Origin of the sequence: Confluentibacter flavum, from assembly GCF_002843175.1 — a bacterium.
GTDB lineage: Bacteria > Bacteroidota > Bacteroidia > Flavobacteriales > Flavobacteriaceae > Confluentibacter > Confluentibacter flavum.
The window spans coordinates 39,372-56,127 of record NZ_PJEO01000016.1 but is presented as its reverse complement, the minus strand read 5'-3'; the positions used below and the strand labels follow the sequence as shown (position 1 = coordinate 56,127).

The 16,756-nt window shown below is 34.6% G+C and carries 12 protein-coding genes; 6 read left to right on the top strand and 6 right to left on the bottom strand.

The genetic code is table 11. The annotated features are described in order from the left end of the window. Positions 1–2 precede the first annotated feature (2 nt). The 6 genes from atpD to CSW08_RS05345 form a co-directional block, all read right to left on the bottom strand. Positions 3–1,511 (bottom strand): F0F1 ATP synthase subunit beta, encoded by a 1,509-nt coding sequence (atpD, locus tag CSW08_RS05370; RefSeq protein ID WP_106658886.1) that lies wholly within the window; start codon positions 1,509–1,511, stop codon positions 3–5. A 166-nt stretch (positions 1,512–1,677) separates the two neighbouring features. Then, on the bottom strand, positions 1,678–3,312 hold the full coding sequence (locus tag CSW08_RS05365) for an SGNH/GDSL hydrolase family protein (protein WP_106658885.1): 1,635 nt from the start codon (positions 3,310–3,312) through the stop codon (positions 1,678–1,680). 11 nt (positions 3,313–3,323) lie between these two features. Then, positions 3,324–6,074, bottom strand: coding sequence for a TonB-dependent receptor (locus CSW08_RS05360; protein ID WP_106658884.1), 2,751 nt, complete (start codon positions 6,072–6,074; stop codon positions 3,324–3,326). Between the two features lie 207 nt (positions 6,075–6,281). Next, positions 6,282–8,129 carry a glutamine--fructose-6-phosphate transaminase (isomerizing) gene (glmS, locus tag CSW08_RS05355; RefSeq protein ID WP_106658883.1) on the bottom strand — a complete coding sequence of 616 codons (1,848 nt, stop codon included), beginning with the start codon at positions 8,127–8,129 and terminating at the stop codon, positions 6,282–6,284. A gap of 157 nt (positions 8,130–8,286) precedes the next feature. After that, positions 8,287–9,960 carry a DUF4270 domain-containing protein gene (locus CSW08_RS05350; protein ID WP_106658882.1) on the bottom strand — a complete coding sequence of 558 codons (1,674 nt, stop codon included), beginning with the start codon at positions 9,958–9,960 and terminating at the stop codon, positions 8,287–8,289. Between the two features lie 23 nt (positions 9,961–9,983). Then, positions 9,984–10,793, bottom strand: coding sequence for a glycogen/starch synthase (locus CSW08_RS05345; protein ID WP_106658881.1), 810 nt, complete (start codon positions 10,791–10,793; stop codon positions 9,984–9,986). Positions 10,794–11,063: 270 nt separating this feature from the next. Between CSW08_RS05345 and panC the strand changes: the two genes are divergently transcribed. From panC to CSW08_RS05315, 6 genes are all read left to right on the top strand, one after another. Then, complete coding sequence (panC, locus tag CSW08_RS05340) at positions 11,064–11,912, top strand: pantoate--beta-alanine ligase (protein WP_106658880.1); 849 nt, start codon at positions 11,064–11,066, stop codon at positions 11,910–11,912. Positions 11,913–11,925: 13 nt separating this feature from the next. After that, positions 11,926–12,276: an aspartate 1-decarboxylase gene (gene panD, locus CSW08_RS05335; RefSeq protein WP_106658879.1), complete on the top strand. Its 351-nt coding sequence runs from the start codon at positions 11,926–11,928 to the stop codon at positions 12,274–12,276. 4 nt (positions 12,277–12,280) lie between these two features. Continuing rightward, positions 12,281–13,249 carry a lysylphosphatidylglycerol synthase transmembrane domain-containing protein gene (locus tag CSW08_RS05330; protein WP_106658878.1) on the top strand — a complete coding sequence of 323 codons (969 nt, stop codon included), beginning with the start codon at positions 12,281–12,283 and terminating at the stop codon, positions 13,247–13,249. A gap of 91 nt (positions 13,250–13,340) precedes the next feature. Continuing rightward, positions 13,341–14,492 carry an alpha/beta hydrolase gene (locus CSW08_RS05325; RefSeq protein ID WP_106658877.1) on the top strand — a complete coding sequence of 384 codons (1,152 nt, stop codon included), beginning with the start codon at positions 13,341–13,343 and terminating at the stop codon, positions 14,490–14,492. 55 nt (positions 14,493–14,547) lie between these two features. Next, entirely contained in the window at positions 14,548–15,906 is a 1,359-nt protein-coding gene (radA, locus tag CSW08_RS05320) for a DNA repair protein RadA (protein ID WP_106658876.1), read from the top strand. Between the two features lie 112 nt (positions 15,907–16,018). Further along, the gene (locus CSW08_RS05315) at positions 16,019–16,483 is read left to right on the top strand and encodes a hypothetical protein (protein ID WP_106658875.1); all 465 of its coding nucleotides are present in this window, start codon (positions 16,019–16,021) and stop codon (positions 16,481–16,483) included. The last annotated feature ends 273 nt before the right edge of the window (positions 16,484–16,756 follow it).

The following is a 16,756-nucleotide window of genomic DNA, read 5'->3' as shown; positions in this document are numbered from 1 at the left end:
GGCTAAGCCTCAGCCAACATTTTTTGACCTGCTTCAATGGCTTCTTCAATAGTCCCTTTAAGGTTAAACGCCGCCTCTGGCAAGTGGTCTAATTCACCATCCATAATCATGTTAAATCCTTTAATGGTTTCTTTGATATCTACTAAAACACCTGGGATTCCTGTAAACTGTTCTGCAACATGAAATGGTTGCGATAAGAAACGTTGTACACGTCTTGCTCTTGATACGGCCAGTTTGTCTTCTTCTGAAAGCTCTTCCATACCCAAAATAGCAATGATATCCTGTAATTGTTTGTAGCGTTGTAATAATTCTTTTACACGTTGTGCACAATCGTAGTGATCTTTTCCTAAAATATCAGCTGTTAAAATTCTAGATGTAGAATCTAATGGGTCTACCGCAGGATAAATACCAAGCTCAGCAATTTTACGTGATAATACCGTTGTAGCATCTAAGTGGGCAAATGTTGTAGCAGGCGCCGGATCTGTTAAGTCATCCGCAGGCACGTAAACCGCTTGTACAGATGTAATTGAACCTCTTTTTGTAGATGTAATACGTTCTTGCATCGCGCCCATTTCTGTTGCCAATGTTGGTTGATAACCTACCGCAGATGGCATACGACCTAATAACGCAGATACCTCAGAACCAGCTTGTGTAAAACGGAAGATGTTATCTACGAAGAAAAGCACGTCTTTTCCTTGAGCTTCTCCAGCACCGTCACGGAAATACTCAGCAATAGTTAAACCAGATAATGCAACACGTGCACGAGCTCCGGGAGGTTCGTTCATTTGTCCGAACACAAAAGTTGCCTTAGATTCTTTCATTTTAGATTTATCAACTTTAGATAAATCCCATCCACCAGCTTCCATAGAATGCATAAAATCATCACCGTAGCGAATAATTCCAGATTCCAACATCTCTCTTAAAAGGTCATTTCCTTCACGTGTTCTTTCTCCAACTCCTGCGAATACGGAAAGTCCACCATGTCCTTTTGCTATATTGTTAATCAACTCTTGAATCAATACCGTTTTACCTACTCCAGCACCACCAAATAATCCAATTTTACCACCTTTTGCATAAGGTTCAATTAAATCGATTACTTTAATACCTGTAAATAAAACTTCAGTAGACGTTGATAAATCTTCAAATTTAGGCGCTAGCCGGTGTATTGGCAACCCAGCTTTACCTGCTTTAGGTAAATCTCCAAGACCATCAATAGCATCTCCAATTACATTAAACAAACGTCCGTAAACATCTTCGCCTATTGGCATTTGTATTGGGGCTCCTGTTGCAACAACTTCAGTACCTCTACTTAAACCATCCGAAGAATCCATAGCTATAGTACGTACGGTATCTTCACCAATATGGGATTGAACTTCCAATACTAATAATGTACCATCTGGTCTTTTGATTTCTAATGAATCGTAGATTTTTGGAAGGGTAGATCCTGCCTCGAATGCGACATCTATCACCGGACCAACTATTTGAGCAACTTTACCTGTAACTTTAGACATTACTTATATGTTTAATATTATGCGATTTAATTGTGTGAAAACGCATTTTGTTTTCGCGTGCAAAGATATATTTTTTAATTTATAATTAAAGTCGTTTTTAAGCTTTTTTGTCATAAAAAAACACCTCTTTTTTGAAGGTGTTTTATACTTGTAGTTTAAGCTATCATTATTGTAATGTAGCTGAATAATTTGTTGGGTAATCTCCGGCTTTTGCAACGTTTCCTGAAGCTATAAAGTTTGAGCCAAAGGCTTCGTCTATTTTCTCTAAAAATTTATTTGCCATATAGGCATAACCTCTTGCTGTAAAGTGAATACCATCTAAGCCTATTGCTCCACCCGTAACCAAACTGGTTTGAAGCGTAAAATTATCAAAAACAACGCCGCCGGCCGTTGCCTCCTGAAGAATGCCATTTAAATCTAGTAGAGCAACATTAGGATTTGAGTTTGCAACCGATGCAATGGTTATGTTATAGGCATCTGTTGCAGCTTTAATTTCTTGTTGTTCGCTTGGTATTAAAACCCATTTGTCTGATAGGGGTAATGTAATGCCTTCTGCAGAAAATTGTCCAGCTAATGTTTGAGGTAAGCCTTGACTCATTAAAAAGGCTACTGAATCTGTATTCATGGTTCCTATGACCGAGCTGCTTGGTAAAACTAACAAATCATTTGCGTTAGCCATTCTTGTTTGTCCGTAGGTAAGCCCAAATAAATTGGCAACTAATGGTGCTGCTTGAGCTGGCAACCCGAAACTTTGAACAAAAGCTGGGAATGTTGGACTTGCATTAAGAACCCCTTCAATTTGAGCAGATATATTTACTAAAGTTTCATCTCTAATAACTACTGGACTGGCGGCCGTAGTGGAGAAAACTATAGAGCGCTCTGGAACCCCAAGAAAAGTAAATACTTGATTTAACTGACCAAAAATACCGTTAAGAGTTGGTATTTGAGGGCCGAAAGCGGGATTTAATGGACTTAAAGGATTGTAAGGAACGGTTGTAAAATGAGGTAAATCTGTAATATAAGGCACATTCGTTATAATTCCCTTAGCTCCACCGGAAGTTAATGTTGAAACAATATAACCAAAAGTTTGGTCAAAACCTACACCAGGAGGGCCAGTATTTGGTGTAATTGTATTTGAACCATCACCTCCCGAAATTGCATATCCTAAAACATCATTCCCGCCAATATCAGATAATGTAAAAAAAGTCGGGGTTTGCGCCATAGCATCACCTAAAACAGTAGCAGTAGGGCTTGATGCCATTCTTACAAAGTATGGGTTAGCGGTTTTCGTTGCTAAGTTTGCAATATTACCATAGCCGTCAAACAATAAATGAAAACTTTTAGCGCCAGTAACTCCCATATTATTAAAAGGACCTGTTGGTTTATTGATGGCGATATCTGTACTCACGGTTACGGGACCAATCACAGATTCTAAAGGAACTGGTCCAGCACCTCCAAAAACCAATCTTGGATCGAAACCAGGAATTCTAGTACCAGCAGCAGCTAAACCACCATAATTATCACTTGTTAAGGGTTGGGTAAATGAGCCGCCTCCAACTTTCGAAAATTGTTGCGCTAATATATTTGGAAATGAATTTTCTTGGGCAGCTTTAAACAAAGCATTATCAGTAAAACCCGCGGTAAATGATCCTCCTATGGCGACATAGTTTGAAAAATCGGCAGAGCCAGCAGTTAGTTCAGGTAATTCTACTTCAGCTTCAAGTCTGCTAACATCTTCAATATCGTTACATGCTGTAAGCCCTAATAGGATTATTAACAGCCATATATATTTTGTGTTCATAATAATCTTTTTTATAAGTTGTTAATTGTCCAAGACGCATAATACATGGAGCCTATATATCCTGTACCAAAGGCTGTATAATATTCTTTACCACCGAGATTTGTCGCCCCTACTTTAAATATTGATTTCAGACTGGGCACTACTAAGTTAATTTGTGCATCTACAACATGAAATTCTGGCACAACACCATCACCAAATGTAGCCTCCCAGAAGTAATCATCACTAAATCTATACGACACATTGAATCCAAAGTTTTTAAACAACTCAGTATTACCAAAAGATGCTTTAAATTTGTGTTCTGGTGTATTGAAATTGGTTACAAAACTAGGGTATTTAGCTTGGTCAAAGTCTAGTTTTGCATAGGTATAACTTCCACTTAAATCAAAATCACCTAATATTTTTGTAGACAAACCAATAGAAGCACCATAAGATTTAACATCCGCCTCAGCGTTTGTATAAGAACCATAGATTTGATAATCTCTATTCTTTACCGCTTCAAAAGACAAAGAATTATCGCCAACTGTTCCATATAATGGAGAAATAACCCGTCCTTGAGAAATGAAATCTTTGTACTTGTTATAATAAGCACTAAAATCTACAATTAAGTTGCTGTATTTACCTCTATAACCAACTTCGGCAGTGCTAATCTGCTCTGGCTTTATTAAACCAGGGTTTGCAACTTGTAAAAGCGCAGCATTTCCAGTTGCGGCGGCAGCTAGCGCTGAAGTTGCAGTATATGAATTAGTATAGGCAGCTCCGCCAGCTTGTGTAACGGTTGCAGGTTGGCCTAATAACTGGCCTGATGCACTAACATTATAGGTTCTTGAAAAGCGGTCTAAATTATCAGGTGCTGAACCCACCAAGACATAAGCACCAGTATCTAAACCTATGAATAAATCTTGTGTTGTGGGATTTCTAAATCCCGTTTGTACAGAGGCTCTGAAATTATGATTTTTGTTTACTGTTAAACCAGCTGATATTCTAGGAGACAAGAAACCATCAAAGTATTCTGATTTATCATAACGAATAGAGCCAGTTAGTTTTAAATCTAAAGCATCATTTAATTCTAAATTCTTTTGAATTTGTGTATATACTCCAAATTCTGAATAATCAATAGGACCATCACTATCGGTGTAAATAGTACCAGAAGAATTTAAACTGTATTGTCTGTAAGAACCGCCGATTTGAATTTCAGCGATATCAGTTAAGTGGCTAAAGTTGTAATTTCCATCGGCATGATAGTATTTTGAAGCATCTTGAAATTTAGAACCGGTCACTAAATTTGGGTCATTTATACTTTTATTGAAGGCTGCAACAAATTCTGGACTACCTGGTTCAAAACGACCATTTTCTGCCGCTACTCTAGCAGCAGCATGAGCTTGGGCTTCTGTTGCTCCGCCAAAAGTAGCGCCAACATAGGTGCCAATATAATCTCCAAACCATTGTTGGTCACTTTTCCAAGCTCGATTAATTTGAATAGCGGTGGCTTCCATGTCATAAGATTTTCCAGCTTTATCACCAACTACATAGCCTCTTAAAAAAAAGTTATTATTTTTTATTTCCAATTTATGTTGTTCTTGAAAAAATCCATTAATATGATATCTATTGGTTCCTTGGTAAATGGTGGAACCTGTGCCTACTTTACCGACATATGATATTTCAAAGTCATTTTCAAACGGTCTATAATATAATCCCCAATCTGCCTTTATACTTTCTGCATTATAATCAGTCAAGTCACTTTCGTTATAGCCTGTTCTACTTACATTTACATTAGGTACAATGCCCAATCCGCCTGCAGCAGCTCTAATATTAGTAAAAACAATATCTCCATAGACGTTAACGCCATTATAATTAACGTTGGTTGCTCTCGTTCCGCCGGGCATGTTTTTATCTACTTCACTATTAGCTGCCCAATCAGTGCCTTTTAAGTAACCAAAATTCACTTTTCCAGCAAATTTATTGCTAAACTTATGCCCCGCACTAAAACTGACATCGGTATACGCATTATCCCCAGCAGCTTCTTGAGAAGTAATCCCCCGTTTAATTGAAGCACGAATTCCTGGATGATCAAATGGGTTTTTACTTTGCATGAATAAAATACCATTAAAGGCATTGGCACCATACAAAGCAGATGAAGCACCAGGTAATAATTCCACACTTAGAACATCTGTTTCGGTCATGCCGACTAAATTTCCTATTGGAAAATTTAAAGCAGGCGTCGAGTTGTCCATGCCATCAACCAATTGCATAAAACGGTTATTGGCAAAAGTGGCAAAACCTCTAGTGTTTACAGATTTAAAAGTTAAACTGTTTGTATTTACATCTACACCTTTAAGATTCTCCAGCCCGTCATAAAAATCAACAGAGGCCGTACTTTTAATTTCTTTTAACCCGATACGTTCTACCGTAACAGGCGACTCAAAAATACGCTCAGGTGTTCTTGAAGCAGAGATTACTACCTCATCTAGTGAGGTACCTTCTTTAAGTGTAAAATTAACCGTTTGATTGTTTGATATTATTCGTTCTACAACCGTTGCAAAACCAATGCTGCTTGCTTGTAGATCAAAAGGAGGTGCTTGGGTTACATTTAATGTAAAATTACCATCAAAATCCGTGACTGTACCCGTTGAGGTTCCAATTACAATGATATTTGCTCCAGGAATGGGTTGTCCGCTGTCGTCAAGAACAGTTCCAGAAATTGTTGTTTGGGAGTAAGACCATCCACAGAGAAACAACAGTAGAACATAAATAGATGTTTTCATAATTTGGGCTAAGTTTTAATTAAGGTAATAAACTTTCTTACAACATGATAGTAAAATTAATAAAAATATTATGCTTGCATAGTATTTTTATTTAAAAAATTGACTTTCAATTATTTTATTGACAAAAATTAGCGAAATAAATGATAAAATCCTATAATTTATTGTAATAAATCATAGGATTTTAAAATACATGTGAATTTTGTAGTTTTATTCGACCGTAACAGATTTAGCTAAATTACGTGGCTGATCTACATTTTTACCCAGCATAACTGCAATATAATAAGATAATAATTGAAGCGGAATAGTTGTTAATAATGGGGTTAAAGACTCTAAAGTGTCTGGTACTTCAATAACATGATCGGCAAGTTCCCTAACGGTTACATCACCTTCGGTAACAATACCAATAATTTTTCCTTTGCGGGATTTTATTTCTTGAATATTACTTACAACTTTATCATAATGCCCTGTTTTCGTTGCTATAACTACAATAGGCATATTTTCATCTATAAGAGCAATGGGACCGTGTTTCATTTCGGCAGCAGGATACCCTTCTGCATGAATGTATGAAATCTCTTTTAATTTCAAAGCACCTTCTAAAGCAACTGGAAAATTATAACCTCTTCCTAAGTATAAGAAATTAGAAACATCTTTGTATATATAGGCGATTTCTTTTATGTGAGCATCAGCTTTTAAAGCTTTTTCCACTTTTTTAGGAATCATTTCTAATTCTAATAAATAGTGACGAAAATCAGAGCTGGAAATTGTGCCTTTGGCTCTTGCTAAACGCAAAGCAATTAATGTTAATACGGTAATTTGAGTAGTAAAAGCTTTGGTTGATGCAACACCAATTTCTGGACCAGCATGTGTATAAGCGCCAGCATCTGTTTCTCTAGCTATTGAAGAACCTACGACATTACATACACCAAAAACAAAAGCACCTTTTGATTTTGCTAATTTAATAGCTGCAAGTGTATCAGCTGTTTCTCCAGATTGCGAAATGGCTATAACAACATCTTTTTCAGTAATTATGGGATTGCGGTATCTGAATTCAGAAGCATATTCAACCTCTACAGGAATTCTTGCTAAATCTTCAAAAATATATTCAGCTACCAATCCAGCATGCCATGAAGTGCCACATGCTACTATAATAAAACGATTGGCATTAAGGAATTTTTTCATATTATCCTCAACACCAGCCATTTTTATAATGGCATCTTCCCTTAAAAGCCTACCCCTGTAAGTATCGTTGATGGCTTTAGGTTGTTCATAAATCTCTTTCAACATAAAGTGATCAAAACCACCTTTTTCTATTTGCTCTAGATTTAGTTGTAATTCTTGAACATAGGGATCTACTGAAGAATCGTCTTTAATTTTTCTAATTCTTATGTCTTTGCCTTTTCTAAGAATAGCCATTTCTTCATCTTCTAGATAAATGGCATTTTTAGTATATTCTATAAAGGGGGATGCATCACTTGCTATAAAAAACTCATTCTCTCCTATACCAACGGCTAATGGGCTTCCTAAACGAGCAATAATAATTTCATCAGGTTTCGTTTTATCAAAAACAGCTATAGCATAAGCTCCCACCACTTGGTTTAGTGCTATTTGAACAGCTTTTCCAAGTTTTACATTTTCTTTGTTTTTAACATCTTCAATTAAATTGATTAAAACTTCAGTGTCAGTATCAGATTTGAAAGTATAACCACGAGAAATAAGTTCTTTTTTAAGGGAGTCGTAATTTTCAATAATTCCATTGTGGATAATGACTAAATCACCAGAATTTGAGGTGTGAGGATGAGAATTAACATCATTTGGAACACCATGAGTGGCCCATCTGGTGTGGCCTATACCTAGGTTACCTTTTTTTGAAATTTGATTCTCAACACAATTTTCTAAGTCGGTAACTTTACCTTTAGTTTTTGAAATATTAAGATTTGTGCCATCAAATAGAGCAATTCCTGCACTATCATAGCCACGGTATTCTAATCGTTTAAGACCTTCAATAATAATTGGGTAAGCGTCCCTGTGCCCTAAATATCCAACAATTCCACACATAATTAATTTGATTTGGGTTTAATATGAATCAAGACAAATATGTAAAATAAGTACTAATGTATGATAATTATTATTTATAAGTTGTTTTTTAAACGATGAAATTCATTTCCAACAAATAAAATAAGACTATTATAGTATAAACTTTACAGCTAAAAATTTACTTAGGCTTAGTAAAAAATATTTCTAATTTCATTCTTTTATTTTCAGGAACATTTGCATTAGTTCCATGTAAAATGGTGCCTCTTGGTGTTATAATGGACGTAGCAGGAACCCCTTTAACATCCGCATTACTATTTAAAATTTTGGACTTATTGAAAAAGAGAGTACCGGCATTATAATCTGCGTTCACATTTGAAGATAAAACTAAGCCTATTTTTGTATTGGTTGAATCCCTAATTAAAATACTGTTTAAATGCTCTGTGAGGCGTATTTTGTATTTTAATTGATCAGGATCTCTTTGTCCTAAACTTATTATTTTAGAGCTTAAAGGTATTGAGTTGTTTGTAGTAGGGTCAAATAGATAGTCGATTGTTGGTAAGTTGTTTTTAACATCATAAGCATAAATCCTATCATATTTATGATAGTCGGCTGCCATGCCCTCATCTTCATAAATAATCAATCGTGCTTCATTGATCAATTGTTTTAAGATATAATTGCCAAAGTTGTCTTTTTTATATCCACCATTGCCGTCAGGAACCCGATATGTTTCTTTAAAACAATCTAGCGCTGATATGTCTAAAGTGCCATCTCCATCACAATCAACCATACCGCCAAACAAATCAACGACTGCCATAGAGCCTTCGGCACCTTTTAAATAAAGTTTTTCATCACCTAACGTTTTGTTTCCATTAGCTAACGGAAGGGTGTAATTATTTATAAAGGTATTTAATCTGTTGCCAGCAATATTTAAAATATAGGTATCTTGAGTTCTTTCTCCGGTTGCTGCAGGATTGTCTTTAGAATAGTAAATGGTAATGTTGGAGCTTGTTGATGCTAGATTTAAAAAAACTAAACTGCCTTCTTCACTAATTGCCTGAGCTTTTATATATAGACCTCTAAAATAGTTTTTAAAATTATTTTCATTGCTTAGTTCTGGTTGCCCTTCTTTTTCAATTATGCTGTTTACCCAATAAAGGCTATCAAGTTTAACTCTTAGCGCGGGAGCTAATTTTGTTTTCGGCGCAGTACTATCTGCAGGAGTTAAATAAATGGTTTCATTGCTAGGGATAAAGTTAGGATCTTCAAAAAGCAATTCTCCTTTATTTGTATCAAAATTTATGGTTGTATTTTCTGTTATAGCAAAATTATCGGTATCATTTATGGAGCCATTTGCTTTTGAAAAATAATTTTGCCGCTCATTGGTTTGAGAATTTGGATTAAAATCCCTTAAAAAATAATTGTTTTTGAAAACAGATAAATGGATAGGAGCATTACCATATAACGAATCGCTAATAGTATAGGTTGAATCTGTTATGGCTCTACTGAAATATGGAATATTTAAAACGACTGAGTCTAAAACAGTATTGTCACCAAAATTAGGATTAAATCCACTTGGTGATACTTGGGTAATGATACTTGCCGTTGTTTGACCGTAATCCGGGTCATTAAAAACACCCAACAAATTTGATGACAAATTATTAATCTGTAAAGAGTCGAGCTTTTTATTGTAAGCTATGATGGGCAAGTTTACTTTGGCCGTGCTAAAATTCATATTGTCTTCACCTAAAACATCACTTTCTACAGTGCTAAAATCCTTGTCGCAAGCAATAAAAGAGACTAATAAAAACAGAATAACAACAGTAAAATTAAGGGCTTTAAATATCTTTTTCATATAATTATATAAGGAATCTTTAGTTAGCTTAAAACTTCAGTATTAAAAAATTTCGTGTAAGCTTCACCAAAATCATCTCTATTTTTGTATTCTAAAACAGGTTTGTTTGAATCTTTAATGTAGGTTGTTAAATCTTTAGGGATTTCTTCAGATCCAACAATTAAAGCATCAGAATAATCAATGGCAATTTTCATTAAATTAATATAAGATGGTTCTTCTAAAACTTTAATGGAGTCCTCATTAAGATTGTCAAATTTAACTTTATTAAACATATCTAGACTTAACGTATTGTTAAAACTTTGATTGTATACAGAGGTAACAATTTTACTTTCGTTAAACAAGGGCTCGTCTTTGTAATATTCTTTTAGGTAAATAGGAAGTAAGGCAGCTAGCCAACCATGTACATGAATTACATCTGGGGACCAGTTTAATTTTTTCACAGTCTCAATAACACCTTTTGCAAAGAAAATAGCACGCTCATCATTATCGGCAAACAATACGCCGTTTTCGTCTGTTAATGTTGCTTTTCTTTTAAAATATTCATCATTATCAATAAAATAGACTTGGATACGTTCTTTTGGAATAGAAGCCACTTTTATTATAAGAGGCATATCCAAATCATTAATCACTAAATTTATTCCAGAAAGCCTAATAACTTCGTGCAATTGGTGTCTTCTCTCATTAATATTTCCGTATCTGGGCATGAAAATCCTTATTTGGCCACCTTGTTGATTCACCAATCTTGGTGCTTCAAAAGACATTGAAGAAATTTCGGTCTCTGGTAAATAAGGCACTACTTCAGATGATACATATAATATCCTCTTATCTTTCATCTGCTTATATTTATTTGTTTTTTAATGGCCCGATGCAATTCGCCATTAAACGTTTCGGTTTGTATCGACTTATTGTTATGGCTCATATGTTTGCTTTTGCCGTTTTTTTGATGATTTTATGAAACTATTGATAAACTTTACTCAACAGAAAACCGTTTCATAAATGTCCTGATTTTGAAAATTCAAAATAAAAAACACGCAAAAGTACAAAAATTTATGCAGATTGGTTGTAAAATCTTAAGTTTGCCAGCGTTAATTTTATAATAAAAGGTGAAAGTTTTTTCAGGAAAGAAGGATATTATTGCTGCTATCGATGCTTACAAGGTAAAACAGCAAACCATTGGTTTTATTCCAACTATGGGGGCATTGCACGAGGGACATTTGGCATTAGTTGAAAAGGCAATACAAAATAACGATGTTGTTGTGGTAAGCATATTTGTAAATCCAACACAGTTTAACAATCCCGATGATCTTAAAAAATATCCAAGAACTTTAGAAAATGACATCTCGCTTTTAGCAAGTATTTCTAAGGATATTTTGGTTTATGCGCCTACTGTTGAAGATATATATGAAGGAAAAACGACATCAGAAAGTTTTGATTTTGATGGATTGGAATTTGAAATGGAAGGGAAATTTCGTCACGGTCATTTTGACGGAGTCGGCACGGTAGTCAAGCGCTTTTTCGAAATTGTAAAACCAAACAATGCGTATTTTGGAGAGAAAGATTTTCAGCAATTACAAATTATTAAAAAACTAGTAGAAAAATATCACCTCCCAGTAAATGTGATTGGATGCAAAATACATCGCGAAGCTAGTGGCCTTGCAATGAGTTCAAGAAATACGCGACTAAAACCCGAATATATTATAGCCGCACCTTTTATATACAAAACATTGAAAACTGCCAAAACATATTTTGGCACAAAAAGTGATGATTGGGTAACTAAATGGGTTGAAAATCAGTTTGCAAATCATGAGTTGTTAAAATTGGAATATTTTATAATTGCAGATATTCATACCCTTAAGGCGTTAAAACGAAAATCTAAAAATAAAAAATATAGAGGATTCATAGCGGTATATGCTGATGACATTAGGCTTATTGACAATATCGCATTAAATTAATTATCTTTGCCACATGCAAATTCAAGTAGTAAAATCTAAGATTCATAGGGTTAAATGTACAAGTGCAGAACTTAACTACATTGGTAGTATTACTATTGATGAAGACTTAATGGATGCCGCAAACATCATACAAGGTGAAAAAGTTCAGGTTGTTAATAATGACAATGGCGAACGACTAGAAACCTATGTGATTCCCGGACCGCGAAATACAGGCGAAATTACATTAAATGGAGCCGCCGCAAGAAAAGTATCCGTAGGAGATACCCTTATTTTAATTACATATGCTTTTATGGATATAGAAGAAGCAAAAGTATTTAAACCTTCCTTAGTGTTTCCCGACGAAGCCACAAACTTACTAAAATAGACTTTTGAATCCAAAAACATCTAAAGCACTAAAAATTATACTCCCATTACTTTTGGCAGTTTTTTTAGTTTGGTATTCATTGCATAAAGTTTCTTTTAACCAATTAATTGTTTTTTTTCAAGAAGCAGATTATAGGTGGATTGTATTAGGTATGTTTTTCGGATTTCTTAGCCATTTATCCAGAGCCTATCGTTGGTTGTTTTTATTGGAGCCGCTGGGGCATAAAATCAAGTTTAATAACAGCGTAATGGCCATTTTTTCGGCGTATTTAATTAATTATACCATACCAAGAGCTGGAGAAATAGCGAGGGCCACCATCATAACAAATTACGAAAGCGTGCCTTTTGAAAAAGGATTTGGGACGATTGTTGCCGAGAGAATAGCCGATTTAATTGTGATGTTTATCATTATACTAATAACGCTCTTTATTCAATTTGATTTTTTATATGGTTTTTTAATTGAAAAATTCAATCCCATAAAAATTGTGATTGCTTTACTTTTGTTGATTTTTCTTGGAGTCTTGTTTTTCAAATATTTAAAGAAAAGCACCTCAAAAATGGCTTTAAGAATAAAAACATTTGTTAAAGGTTTGATTGAAGGGGTACTTAGTATTTTCAAAATGAAAAAAAAGTGGGCTTTTATTTTTCATACGCTGTTTATATGGATTATGTATGTGCTCATGTTTTATGTCACGTCTTTTGCTTTTAAAGATTTAGGCGATTTGCCATTAGGTGCCGTTTTGGTGGGTTTTATTGCCGGAAGTTTTAGTATTGCTGCCACCAATGGAGGCATAGGTTCCTATCCGTTGGCGATTTATGCCGCTTTATCCATATTCAATATCCCAGAAGAACCTAGTATTGCTTTTGGTTGGATCATGTGGTTTGCACAAACACTAATGATTATTGTTTTTGGCGGATTATCTTTAATCTATTTGCCAATTTATAATAGAAAATCAGATATAAAAAACCTTTAAAATAACTCATCACATTTCGTTTTTTATCTTCTTGAAAAGTTAGGGCTTATTTCTTACCTTGCCATGTGTTAAATCTCAAATCATTTTAAAAATGAAGAAACCAATCCTTTACCTATTGTTTACACTGTTTTTTACAAGTCTTACGAATGCTCAAGTTATATACAAAACTTTAGAGTCTTCAAAGCTTGGGAAAACAAGAGAATTGAAAATACAATTGCCAAGAGGCTATAATAATGATAAAGATAAAAGCTACCCTTTATTCATTGTGCTAGATGGCGACTATTTATTTGAAGCTGTTGCTGGGAATGTTGATTATTATACCTATTGGGAAGATATGCCAGAAGCGATTGTGGTTGGGGTTAATCAATTTGATGATCGTTTTGAAGATTCTATGTATTCTGCACAAAACTCATTACCTGTAGAAACCGGTGCTGCTTTTTTTGAGTTTATAGGCGCAGAACTTATTCCGTTTATTGAAACCACTTACAGAACAGGAAAATTTAAAGTAGCCATTGGGCATGGAGAAACAGCTAATTTTATAAACTATTATTTGCTTAAAGAACAACCATTATTTCAAGGGTATATAGCTATAAGCCCAGAATTAGCGCCTAAAATGATAACTTATCTTCCAGAACGGTTATCTAAAATACAAGCAAAAACATTTTATTATTTAGCAACAACCAATAACGATTCTGAATCCATAAAAAAAATGACCGAAGCTCTAAATATGGACGTTAAAGTGATTGATAATAAAAACCTTTTATATAAGTATGACACTTTTGAAAATCCGACGCATTATTCTGTTCCAACACATGCATTACCAAATGCTTTAGAGAGTATTTTTCATGTTTTTCAACCCATCAGTAAAAAGGAATATCAAGAAACCATACTTAAATTAGATACGTCTCCAGTCACCTATTTACAGGAAAAGTATCAAACGATAAAAGACTTATTTGGAATAGAAAAACAAATTCTTATTAACGATTTTAAAGCTATTTCCGCAGCTATAGAAAAAACTGAAAAGTTTGAATATTATGAAGAATTGGGTAAAATGGCACAAAAGCAATATCCTAAAACCCTTTTAGGAAGTTATTACGTAGCTCGTTTTCAAGAAGAAACAGGCGATCCAAAAAAAGCGATGAAAACCTATCAGTCGGCTTACATCCTCGAAGAAATTGGAGGTATTACCAAAGATTTAATGCTAGAAAAATCAGATGCCATTAAAGCCGATTTTGGCTATTAATTTAAATTTAAAAACAGAATTAATTCCTCTCCTTTGGAGAGGTTAGAAGAGGAATATGGCTAAATTAAAAACCACCTTTTTTTGTCAGAGTTGTGGCAATCAATATGCCAAGTGGCAAGGACAATGTACGGCTTGTAAAGAGTGGAATACCATTGTGGAAGAAGTCATTCAAACACCAGAAAAAAGTGATTGGAAATCACCAACATCAGCAGTAAAAAAGGCAGCTGTGCCATTAAAAATCAAAGACATTGACGCTTCAAACGAAATACGATTAAACACTTTTGATGGTGAATTTAACAGGGTTTTGGGCGGAGGTATTGTTCCTGGATCTTTAACCTTATTAGGTGGCGAACCTGGCATAGGAAAAAGCACCTTGCTACTTCAAATTTCATTAAAATTGCCATATAAAACCTTATATGTTTCTGGTGAAGAAAGTCAAAAACAAATTAAAATGCGTGCAGAGCGCATTAACCCAAGCACTAATAATTGCTATATTCTTACCGAAACCAAAACCCAAAATATTTTCAAACAAATAGAGGCTTTAGAGCCCGATATCGTTATTATAGATTCTATTCAAACTTTGCACAGTGATTATATTGAGTCCTCTTCCGGAAGTATTTCACAAATAAAAGAATGTACGGCAGAGTTAATTAAGTTCGCAAAAGAGACCGCAACCCCCGTAGTTCTTATAGGTCATATCACGAAAGACGGGAATATTGCTGGGCCGAAAATTTTAGAGCATATGGTCGACACAGTGCTGCAATTTGAAGGCGACAGAAACCATGTATTTAGAATTTTAAGAGCGCATAAAAACAGATTTGGTTCTACAAACGAACTTGGAATTTATGAAATGCAAGGCTCTGGGTTGCGTGAAGTTTCCAACCCATCCGAAATATTGATTTCTAAGAAAGATGAAGAATTATCAGGGAATGCCATCGCTGCCACTTTAGAAGGTATGCGTCCTTTAATGATTGAAGTTCAAGCATTGGTGAGCACGGCGGTTTATGGCACGCCACAACGCAGTGCCACAGGCTTTAATGCCAAACGTTTAAATATGCTTCTGGCAGTTTTAGAAAAGCGCGCAGGTTTTCGTTTAGGCGCTAAAGATGTTTTTTTAAATATTACAGGTGGTATTAATGTAGATGATCCAGCTATTGATTTGGCCGTGGTTGCATCTATTTTATCTTCTAATGAAGATGTTGCTTTGCAAAAAGATGTATGCTTTGCTGCTGAAGTTGGATTATCTGGTGAAATCAGGCCCGTTCAACGCGTGGAACAACGTATTTTGGAAGCTGAAAAATTGGGATTTTCCACGATATATGTTTCTAAATACAACAAAATAGCACTTAAAACTACGTCTATTAACATCCAGCTTATCTCAAAAATTGAAGATTTAGTGGGTGTTTTGGTTTAACACAGTTTCTCCTGAAAAGACAATTTTTTTGTTATTATTGAGTTAATAATAAGCATTCATATGGTTTCGAGCCAAAACAATTGTTTGGGCTTTTTTTATTTAAATTTGTAATATGGGAAAACGTCTTTTATACTTGGTATTCGTCATTGTTTTGGTTTCATGCGGCACAAAGGTGTCTAAAAACCCGGAAAGTTTAATAAAAGAGGTGGAATTATATTCTGCAAAAATAGACTCGGATAAAGCTCTTGAAACGGACATTATAGAAGGAGCCCTAACAGACACCGAAGGATTTGAAGACATAGGGAAATTTAAGTACACGGTATTTTTTAATAAGGAAACAAATGAATTATTAAAAATCAAAAACTTAGAAACAACAAATAAAACCATCACCGAAAACTATTATTTTAAAAATAATAAGCTTAGTTATTTTGATTCTCATTCGGAAAATTCAAAGCCAAAAAAAATATTCATCTACAATGGCAAAGTGGTTTCCACAGAAAGTGTAAGCGCCGAGGAACAAAAACTTTTCATAGCTAAGGCAAAGCGTTTTCAAAAAGCATTTAACGAAACTCACTAATCCTTAGATTTAATGCTTTTTTTACTTTAATTAAAGGCGCTATTTTATCAAAATTCATTAATTTCGCACCTCGAAATGAAATTGGATACAATGAGAGTTAAAACTTTGGTTTCGTGATGATTGAGTTTTTCATAAAATTGATCACCAAAGTTTACATCTGTCATTGTATTAAAATAAAAAATATCAGATGAAACATCCATGCTAAAAACACTTTTAAAATACAGGAGCATGATTATGGATGTAACATCTGACCGATAAAAAACAATAAACATA